The organism is Kitasatospora sp. NPDC001539 (assembly GCF_040298565.1).
Taxonomy (GTDB): Bacteria; Actinomycetota; Actinomycetes; order Streptomycetales; family Streptomycetaceae; genus Kitasatospora.
The window spans coordinates 21,073-28,181 of record NZ_JBEPAK010000072.1; the positions used below are offsets into that span (position 1 = coordinate 21,073).

9 protein-coding genes are annotated in these 7,109 nt (G+C 71.9%); 4 read left to right on the forward strand and 5 right to left on the reverse strand.

The features are described from left to right. The first annotated feature begins 314 nt into the window (after positions 1 to 314). Positions 315 to 605 carry a DUF4287 domain-containing protein gene (locus tag ABT247_RS14350; protein ID WP_350742512.1) on the forward strand — a complete coding sequence of 97 codons (291 nt, stop codon included), beginning with the start codon at positions 315 to 317 and terminating at the stop codon, positions 603 to 605. 189 nt (positions 606 to 794) lie between these two features. Here the strand turns inward: ABT247_RS14350 and ABT247_RS14355 are convergent, their stop codons facing one another. Beyond that, positions 795 to 1,364: a TetR/AcrR family transcriptional regulator gene (locus ABT247_RS14355; RefSeq protein WP_350742514.1), complete on the reverse strand. Its 570-nt coding sequence runs from the start codon at positions 1,362 to 1,364 to the stop codon at positions 795 to 797. Between the two features lie 118 nt (positions 1,365 to 1,482). Here ABT247_RS14355 and ABT247_RS14360 point away from each other — a divergent pair, with 118 nt between their 5' ends. Beyond that, positions 1,483 to 1,863 (forward strand): nuclear transport factor 2 family protein, encoded by a 381-nt coding sequence (locus ABT247_RS14360; protein ID WP_350742516.1) that lies wholly within the window; start codon positions 1,483 to 1,485, stop codon positions 1,861 to 1,863. 100 nt (positions 1,864 to 1,963) lie between these two features. Here ABT247_RS14360 and ABT247_RS14365 read toward each other — a convergent pair whose 3' ends face one another. After that, the gene (locus ABT247_RS14365; protein ID WP_350742518.1) at positions 1,964 to 2,377 is read right to left on the reverse strand and encodes a winged helix-turn-helix transcriptional regulator; all 414 of its coding nucleotides are present in this window, start codon (positions 2,375 to 2,377) and stop codon (positions 1,964 to 1,966) included. Positions 2,378 to 2,480: 103 nt separating this feature from the next. On the opposite strand from ABT247_RS14365, the gene ABT247_RS14370 reads away from it, so the two are divergent. Then, complete coding sequence (locus ABT247_RS14370) at positions 2,481 to 3,332, forward strand: alpha/beta fold hydrolase (protein WP_350742520.1); 852 nt, start codon at positions 2,481 to 2,483, stop codon at positions 3,330 to 3,332. A 66-nt stretch (positions 3,333 to 3,398) separates the two neighbouring features. Here ABT247_RS14370 and ABT247_RS14375 read toward each other — a convergent pair whose 3' ends face one another. The 3 genes from ABT247_RS14375 to ABT247_RS14385 form a co-directional block, all read right to left on the reverse strand. After that, positions 3,399 to 4,412 (reverse strand): BtrH N-terminal domain-containing protein, encoded by a 1,014-nt coding sequence (locus ABT247_RS14375; protein ID WP_350742522.1) that lies wholly within the window; start codon positions 4,410 to 4,412, stop codon positions 3,399 to 3,401. Further along, a complete protein-coding gene (locus ABT247_RS14380; RefSeq protein ID WP_350742524.1) occupies positions 4,409 to 5,215 on the reverse strand; it encodes a MerR family transcriptional regulator in 807 nt (268 codons plus the stop codon). The genes ABT247_RS14375 and ABT247_RS14380 overlap by 4 nt, the downstream gene beginning before the upstream one ends. Positions 5,216 to 5,326: 111 nt before the next feature. After that, complete coding sequence (locus ABT247_RS14385) at positions 5,327 to 6,061, reverse strand: hypothetical protein (RefSeq protein WP_350742526.1); 735 nt, start codon at positions 6,059 to 6,061, stop codon at positions 5,327 to 5,329. A gap of 166 nt (positions 6,062 to 6,227) precedes the next feature. Here ABT247_RS14385 and ABT247_RS14390 point away from each other — a divergent pair, with 166 nt between their 5' ends. Further along, positions 6,228 to 6,575, forward strand: a complete 348-nt coding sequence (locus ABT247_RS14390; protein WP_350742528.1) for a PRC-barrel domain-containing protein — start codon at positions 6,228 to 6,230, stop codon at positions 6,573 to 6,575. Positions 6,576 to 7,109: the final 534 nt, after the last annotated feature.

Sequence of the window (7,109 nt, forward strand, 5' to 3'; positions counted from 1 at the left end):
GTCCCGCAGGCGCCGGCGGTACCGCATCAGTCATGTGACTGTCGTTCACCGCCGCCGGACGCCCTTCGTGACGTACACCGTCACGGTGCTCCGCACCTGCCCGAGCCTTCCGTCCCGCGCGGACGGGGGAGCAGCAGGGCCGCCCTCGCGCCGCCCCCTCGGTCGGCGGGCCGGCGGGGCATCCACCTCTCCGGCAGCCTCACACCGCCCCCATCCGCCGACCCCCGGGAAAATTTCTCGGCCGTCGAGCGATGAGTTCTCCTCCCCGAGCCGGTCTACCCCAGCAACACCGAGACGAGTGGGAGAGAGAGCACATGTCCTTTCAGGCGTACCTGGACACCATCGAGACGAAGACCGGCCTGACGCCGCGCCAGTTCATCGCCCTGGCCGAGCAGCGCGGCTTCGCCGACCCTGCCACGAAGGCGGGAGTCATCCTCACGTGGCTCAAGGAGGACTACGGCCTGGGCCGGGGGCACGGCATGGCCCTGGTCCACGTCTTCAAGCACGGCGCGAAGATCGACGCCAGGCACGTCGGCACGACCGGTTCGCACCGTGACGCCTCCGACACGCTCTGGCTGGACGGCAAGGCGAGCCGACCCGCGTGACCGCCCGCCGGGACCGACGGCCGCGCCGTGTCCGCGGCCTGTCGGGTCGGTGCCGACATCGGGTCGACGCGTGCGTGGCCGACGAGCGGCTCGCTGGTGACATCTGCTCCGCGGGGCGCAGGGCTTCGCGAGCCGTCAGGTCGCGGCAGCGGTCACGCCGGAACGGTCGGCGGAACGGTCACGGCCCGCTCAGGCCGACTGGCTGAACAGCTCGGCGACCAGGGTGCGGGCGTAGGCGTCGTCGGTGCCCGGCACGGAGAAGACGACCCGGAAGTAGAGCGGGGCGACGATCCGGTCGAGCAGCCGTTCCAGCGACGGCGGTGTTTCGCCCCGGCCGCGCGAGGCTTCGAGGACTGCGTCGAGTCCGGCGGTGGCGCGCCGCAGGCACTCGCGCAGGCCGCTACGGCGCTCGTCGATGTCGGGGGAGACCTCCGCCTGGAAGAAGGCGATGCCGCCGGGGCGGGTCAGGTCGGCGAGGGTGCGGACCGCGTAGGCCTCGAGGTCCGTGCGCAGATCACCGCTGGAGGGAGGCTGGGCGTCCGTCCCGTGCAGGGCCGCCACCTCGGCCAGCAGGGCCTGCAGCGTGCCCCAACGCCGGTAGATGGTGGTGGGGTTGACCCCGGCGCGTTCGGCGACCGCCGGAATCGTCAGCTGGGCCGCGTCGCGCTCGGCGGCCAGGTCGGTGACCGCCTGGTGGACCGCCGCCTGGACGCGGGCGCTGCGGCCGCCGGGACGCTTGGCGGGGGTGTCGGCGTTCATGCCCCCAGGTTAATGCAGAGCGGGTTGCTTTAAGCGCCGGAGGGGCGTTAGCCTCACTAAAGCAAACCGCTCTGCTTTAGCGGGGTGCTCCTGCTCGCCAGATTCCGGAGGGACTCCCATGACCACCACTGCCCACGACCTCGGCCGGCGCTTCCACGCCGCACTCACCGCCGGCGACTGGGCCGCCATCCGCTCCCTGCTCCACGACGACGCCACCTGGACCCTGCCGGGCGACAACACCATCAGCGGCACCGCCGTCGGCGGGGACGCCGTGGTCGAGCGCGCCCGGAAGATCGCCTCCTACGGGGTCTCCTTCGAGCTGCTGCACGTCCTGGTCAGCCGCGACAACATGGCCTTGTCGCTGCACAACACCGCTCAGCGCCCGGACGCGGTCCTGGACGAGCACCTGACCACCGTCTGCCGCCTGCGCGACGGCAGGATCGCCGAGATCGAGACCTACCTGTCCGACGTCCCCGGCATGAACGCCTTCTTCGTCTGACGGGAACCCGGATTCCGAACCGCCCGCACCCGGATGCCCCGGCTCGGGGGCGGCGCGGAGGCGGCGGACGGGCCCGGCATTAACACGCCCGAGCCCTGGCCTAGTTCGAGGCCGACTCGTCGGCCAGCCGATTGCTGCGGTCGATCTCCGGCATGTGGGTCTCGGCCCAGATCCGCAGGGTGGAGAGCGCTCGTTCGAGGGAGAGGCCGAGCTCGGTGAGCCGGTAGTGAACGGCGGGCGGCACGGTGGGCTCCACCCGGCGCGCGACCAGGCCGTCGCGGGCCAGGCTCTGCAGGGTCACGGACAGCATCTTCTGCGAGATGCCCGGGATGCGGCGCCGCAGTTCCGCGAAACGGAGTTCGTCCGGAGCCTCCTGGGCCAGCACCTTGACCGCCATCGACGTCCACTTGGTGCCGATGCGGTCGAGCAACTCGCGCGTCGGGCAGCGCGGATCCAGCAGATCTCCCCGCTCACCGGGCCGCCGACCGGGTTCGCCGGGCCTCGAGGTGGTCACTCGGGGCTCACCGCCTGAAGGGAAAGTGCCGTCTTGGACGGCCCAGGATAGTTCCCTAGCGTGACCTGGTCACCATTCCTCACCCCACACCTGGAGCCTCTCCATGCCCGAGCTGCGGCGCGTCCCCGTCAACGGTGTCGAACTGAACGTCGCTCTCGCCGGATCGGGCCCGGCCGTCCTGCTGCTGCACGGTTTCCCGCACACCTGGGAACTGTGGACGGACGTCATGGCCGGCCTGTCCGACCGCTACCGCGTCATCGCGCCGGACCTGCGCGGTTTCGGCGCGAGCAGCCGGCCCGCCTCCGGATACGACGCCGGCACCCTGGCCGAGGACGCCGCGGCGCTTCTCACCGCACTCGGCGTGTCCTCGGCCGCGGTGGTGGGCATCGACGCGGGTGCCCCGCCGGCCTTCCTCCTCGCCCTGCGGCGCCAAGGTCTCGTCCGGCGCCTGGTCCTCATGGAGTCCCTTCTGGGCAGGCTGCCCGGCGCCGAAGAATTCCTCGCCGACGGGCCGCCGTGGTGGTTCGGCTTCCACTCCGCGGAGCCCGGCCTGGCCGAGACCGTGCTGGAAGGCCACGAGGCCGCCTACGTCGACTGGTTCCTGCGCACCGGCACACTCGGCGACGGAGTGGGCCCCGCCGTCCGGGACGCCTTCGTCCGCGCGTATACCGGCCGCCAGGCATTGAGCCGCGCGTTCGCGTACTACCGAGCCCTGCCCGAGAGCGCGGCGCAGATCGAGCAGGCGGTCGCCACCGCCCGCCTGACGGTGCCGACGATGGCGCTGGGCGCCCGGCCCGTCGGTGCCGCGCTGGAACGTCAACTCCGGCCGGTCACCGACGATCTCACCGGACACGTCATCGAGGACTGCGGCCACATCATCCCGCTGCACCGCCCGCGCGCCCTGCTCGCGCTGCTGCATCCCTTCCTGGCCGGTGAGGACGCGTCAGCAGCGTGACCGAGGCCGGCGACGGAGTGGGTGGTTGCGGTGCAGGAAGCGCCGCCGGGCTGCTCCCGAAGGCTGTCAGTGCCGGACCGTACCCGTGGGCGCACTTCCCAGCTGGCTCAGCGACTCCATGGCTTCGCGCTCGATGCGTGAGAGATCGCCGAGGAGCGAGCCGGCCTGGACGAGGCACCGCGCATCGCCCGATTCACCGGCCTTCGCGATCAGCGCCGCCACCGCCGTCCACAGGGTCGCCGCCTCGGTGTACAGCGTGTGGCCGGCGCGCAGGTGGCCGCTGTCGAGCAGGTCGGTGCATTCGGCGAGGAAGTCGCGGTAGAGGTTGCGGAACAGGGCGCCGCCGGTGCCGGCCCGCTCCATCAGCAGGGCGGCCCGGGGCAGGTCCAGTTGCGGGTCCTCGGTGCGCTGGAGCCAGGTGCGCACCAGCTTGCCGGCCTTCTCGATGCCGCGGTGGCCGAGGTTGGCGATCGGCGGGTTGAGGAAGGCGTCGGCGCAGGCGGTGATGGCGGGGACGATCTGCCGGTGCGGGGCGGGCGCGTCGCGCGGAACGGTGAGGGTGAAGGACCGGTTCCTGGCGGTCATCGGACCGCGGGCGGCCCTGGCCCGGGCGAGGCTGGTCAGGCTGGTGGAGACCGCTCCGCCTTGCTGGGCGGTGTCCACCAGATAGGCCCTGTGGTCGTCGTAGCCGTACAGGGCGACGACGTGGCCGCCGAAGTGGACCTCGGAGCCGAAGTAGTCCAGGTGGTAGCTGTCGAGCTGGAGTCCGACGGGGTGGCCGGCGTCGATCGAGGCCGCCACATCCGCCCATGCCTTGCGGGGGGAGGTGGTCTCCTGGGTCCGGAGCTCCAGCCCGAGTCCGGTGGCGAGGTTCCGGGTGAGGTCGAAGGGCTTGACCCGTCCTCCGAGGAAGGGGAAGCCCAGGCTCCTGCCGTCCCAGTAGACGAAGGACAGGCCGGCGCCGAGGCCGAACGTCATGGGCTCGGACAGGTCGAGTCCCTGGTGGCGCAGCAGCACCCCCAGGGTTGTCGTCTCGCAGTGCTGCGTGCCGCGGGCATCGACGTCGATCACCGTGGTCATGCCGTGCTCTCCTCGACCGGGATGACCACACGGGTCATCAGTTCTTCCTGCGGTGCTTCTGCCGGTCCGACCAGATAGGCCTCGCGTGCGGGGGCGTGGGGGCGCAGTCCGCGTTCGTCGACGGCGGCGAGGAGCGCGTTGTAGGCCAGCGGAAGGTGCCCGTAGGGTCCGGTGTGCGTGGTCTCGGCGACGAGCCCGCCGGGCAGCACCTCGAAGTCCAGGCCGGGCACGCCCTCGCCGTGCGGCGTCGGCGCTCCGACGGCGATGTCCATCCGCTCGTCCAGGTCCAGTGGGTACAGCCCCCACAGCGGTGGCTGCCAGGGGATTCCGGCCCTGCCGAGCGCGGGAAGGAGCCGCCCCGCGCACTCCTCGATCCCGGTCCCGATCTCCGCCGGGGCGCAGACCGTTCGCACCACCGCCAGTCGTCGCTCCGGCTCCCTGACCAGCGTCACCTCGTAGCCGGGCAGACCGCCTTCCACCAGCCGCTCCAGCATCTCCAGTCGGATCTGGTCCCGGCTGATCCGTTCGGCCAGCCGGTCCCGCTCGGCGCGCAGGACCCCGGCCCTGCGCTCGGGCCCGGCGGCCAGGGCCCGGGCGATCACGGCCAGGGGAAGGTCCATCTCGCGCAGCAGGGCGATGGTCAGGGCGTCAGGCGCCTGTTCGGGCGCGTAGTAGCGGTACCCGGAGCCGGCGTCCACGCGGACGGGAGTCAGCAGCCCCGTGTCGTCGTAGTGCCGCAGCTGCTTGACGCTGAGGCGGCACAGGCGGGCGAAGCGCCCGATGGTGAGGAGTTCGTCGTGCACGCCATCATGCTGGACTCTCCCACGGTGGGAGAGTCCAGCGGCGCGTGCCTTCCGCCCCGGGGACACCCTCCTCCCCGCCGTCGTCCCGAGCACCCGAGCAGGCCGGGCGGGTCAGTGCAGGGCGCTGACCGCGCGGGCGATGACGAGGAGGGAGGTGATGAGCGCGGCGATGCTCTCCACGCTCATCAGGATCTTGGCGCGGGCGGAGAGCGGCATGGTGTCGGTCGGGCTGAAGGCGGTGGAGTTGGTCACCGACACGTAGAGGTAGTCGATCAGGGTGGGGGCCCAGTCGCAGGAGCGGCTGGAACCGTCGGCGACCTCCTCCACCGCGTCGTGGTTCTCGTCCTGGGAGAACCGGAAGTCCGCGAGCGGGAGCCGGCTGCGCGGCACCTGGGTGCGCACGACGGGGCCGCCGCGGTCGAGTTCCCAGAACGCGAGACCGAAGACGATGACGTCGGTGGCCCACACCTGGAGGGCGGCGATCAGCAGCGATCCGCCGTCCTTGACGTCCGTGGACACCAGCGCGTGGACGAGCAGCCCGAGTGCCAGCAGGTTGCTCGCGCCGATCATGCCGACCAGGGCCAGGGAGAGGGTCCTGGACAGCCGGTTCTGGCGGGTCATCCGGTGCGGGTTCACCGCGACCAGCGGGATGAGCAGCAGCACCTCCAGGGCCGGCAGGACGTAGCGCGGGCCGACGAGCAGGGGCTCGGGCAGGGCGAGGTAGAGCAGGATCGCCACCAGGGTGGCCACCATCGCGGGCAGCCGCCCCTCCCCGCGGCGCTCGTGCCGGGGGTGTCGCCGCAGCATCGGCGCCCGCTGGGCGTTCGGTATCGGGATGTCGCTCATCTCGAAGGGTCCTCCAGGTCGGTGGGGCTGGCCACCGGTTTCCCCGGAAGACGGCATCCACTCCCCGGCCCCTCCGACGCGGAGTGCCGCCGCGCGGTGCATGCTCCGACCGGCCGGGGGAAGCCGACGACCGCACCACGAAGGACCCGTTCGACGAGAGGCGGTTGTGAGCAGCGGACTGTGGGGCTACAGCAACGCCGAGGGCTACACCCCGGGCACCGACCTGACCGGATACCGGGTCGAGGCCGAGGACGGTCACATCGGCAAGGTCGACCGGCACACCGAGGAGGTCGACTCCGCGCACATCGTGGTCGACACCGGCCCCTGGATCTTCGGCCGCGAAGTGCTGCTCCCGGCCGGCACGATCCGGCGCGTGGACACCGGCGAGCGGACCGTCTGGGTGAACCGGACCAAGGACGAGGTGAAGAACTCACCGCCGTACGACAAGGACCGGCACACCACCGACCCCGACTACCACCGGGCGATCGGCGGCTACTACGGCGAGACCGTCTGACCTTCGACCGCACCGGGGTGCGGGTCGGCGGTGTGCCGGCCCGCACCCCGGCGCGAGGTGGACTTCCGGGGTGCTATACGAGTAGGCCCCGACGACGGTAAGGGCGTGCGCACCGCCTGCGGATCCGCTGGGAGACCCGCGACGACGTCCACCAAGCGTTCCCCACCCTGGGCTGCGCTTTCGTCTGCTCGCGACGCCTGCGTGTCCGGCGACAGCAACGACCACTGAAGCACAACCGACCGCGGCCCGCCCCTCAGGCCCTTCCCTCGGAACCATGCCACCACCGGCCACTCCCCGGGGCTCGGCTTCGGTCGGGCCGCTGCGGTAAGCCTGGCGGTGCGAGCCGTCGAACACCGTCCACGACAGGTGCAGCTCGCCGGCGCGGTGCGGCTCGGTCGGCATCACCTCGTGCGCGTGGCCCCGCACCCCGGCCTCGGGCCAGCCTCGCCGGCGTCGCCCGTAGGTCATACCGAGGCTGAAACCGAGCCCCTGCGGCCAGCCGGTCCTGTCATGCAGAAGCCGCTGCTGCCGTAC

Coding starts and splice junctions, on each gene's coding strand:
- ABT247_RS14385 (WP_350742526.1), bottom strand. CDS start 6,061: ATGAGCGACATCCCGATACCGAACGCCCAGCGGGCGCCGATGCTGCGG.
- ABT247_RS14355 (WP_350742514.1), bottom strand. CDS start 1,364: ATGAACGCCGACACCCCCGCCAAGCGTCCCGGCGGCCGCAGCGCCCGC.
- ABT247_RS14360 (WP_350742516.1), top strand. CDS start 1,483: ATGACCACCACTGCCCACGACCTCGGCCGGCGCTTCCACGCCGCACTC.
- ABT247_RS14375 (WP_350742522.1), bottom strand. CDS start 4,412: ATGACCACGGTGATCGACGTCGATGCCCGCGGCACGCAGCACTGCGAG.
- ABT247_RS14370 (WP_350742520.1), top strand. CDS start 2,481: ATGCCCGAGCTGCGGCGCGTCCCCGTCAACGGTGTCGAACTGAACGTC.
- ABT247_RS14350 (WP_350742512.1), top strand. CDS start 315: ATGTCCTTTCAGGCGTACCTGGACACCATCGAGACGAAGACCGGCCTG.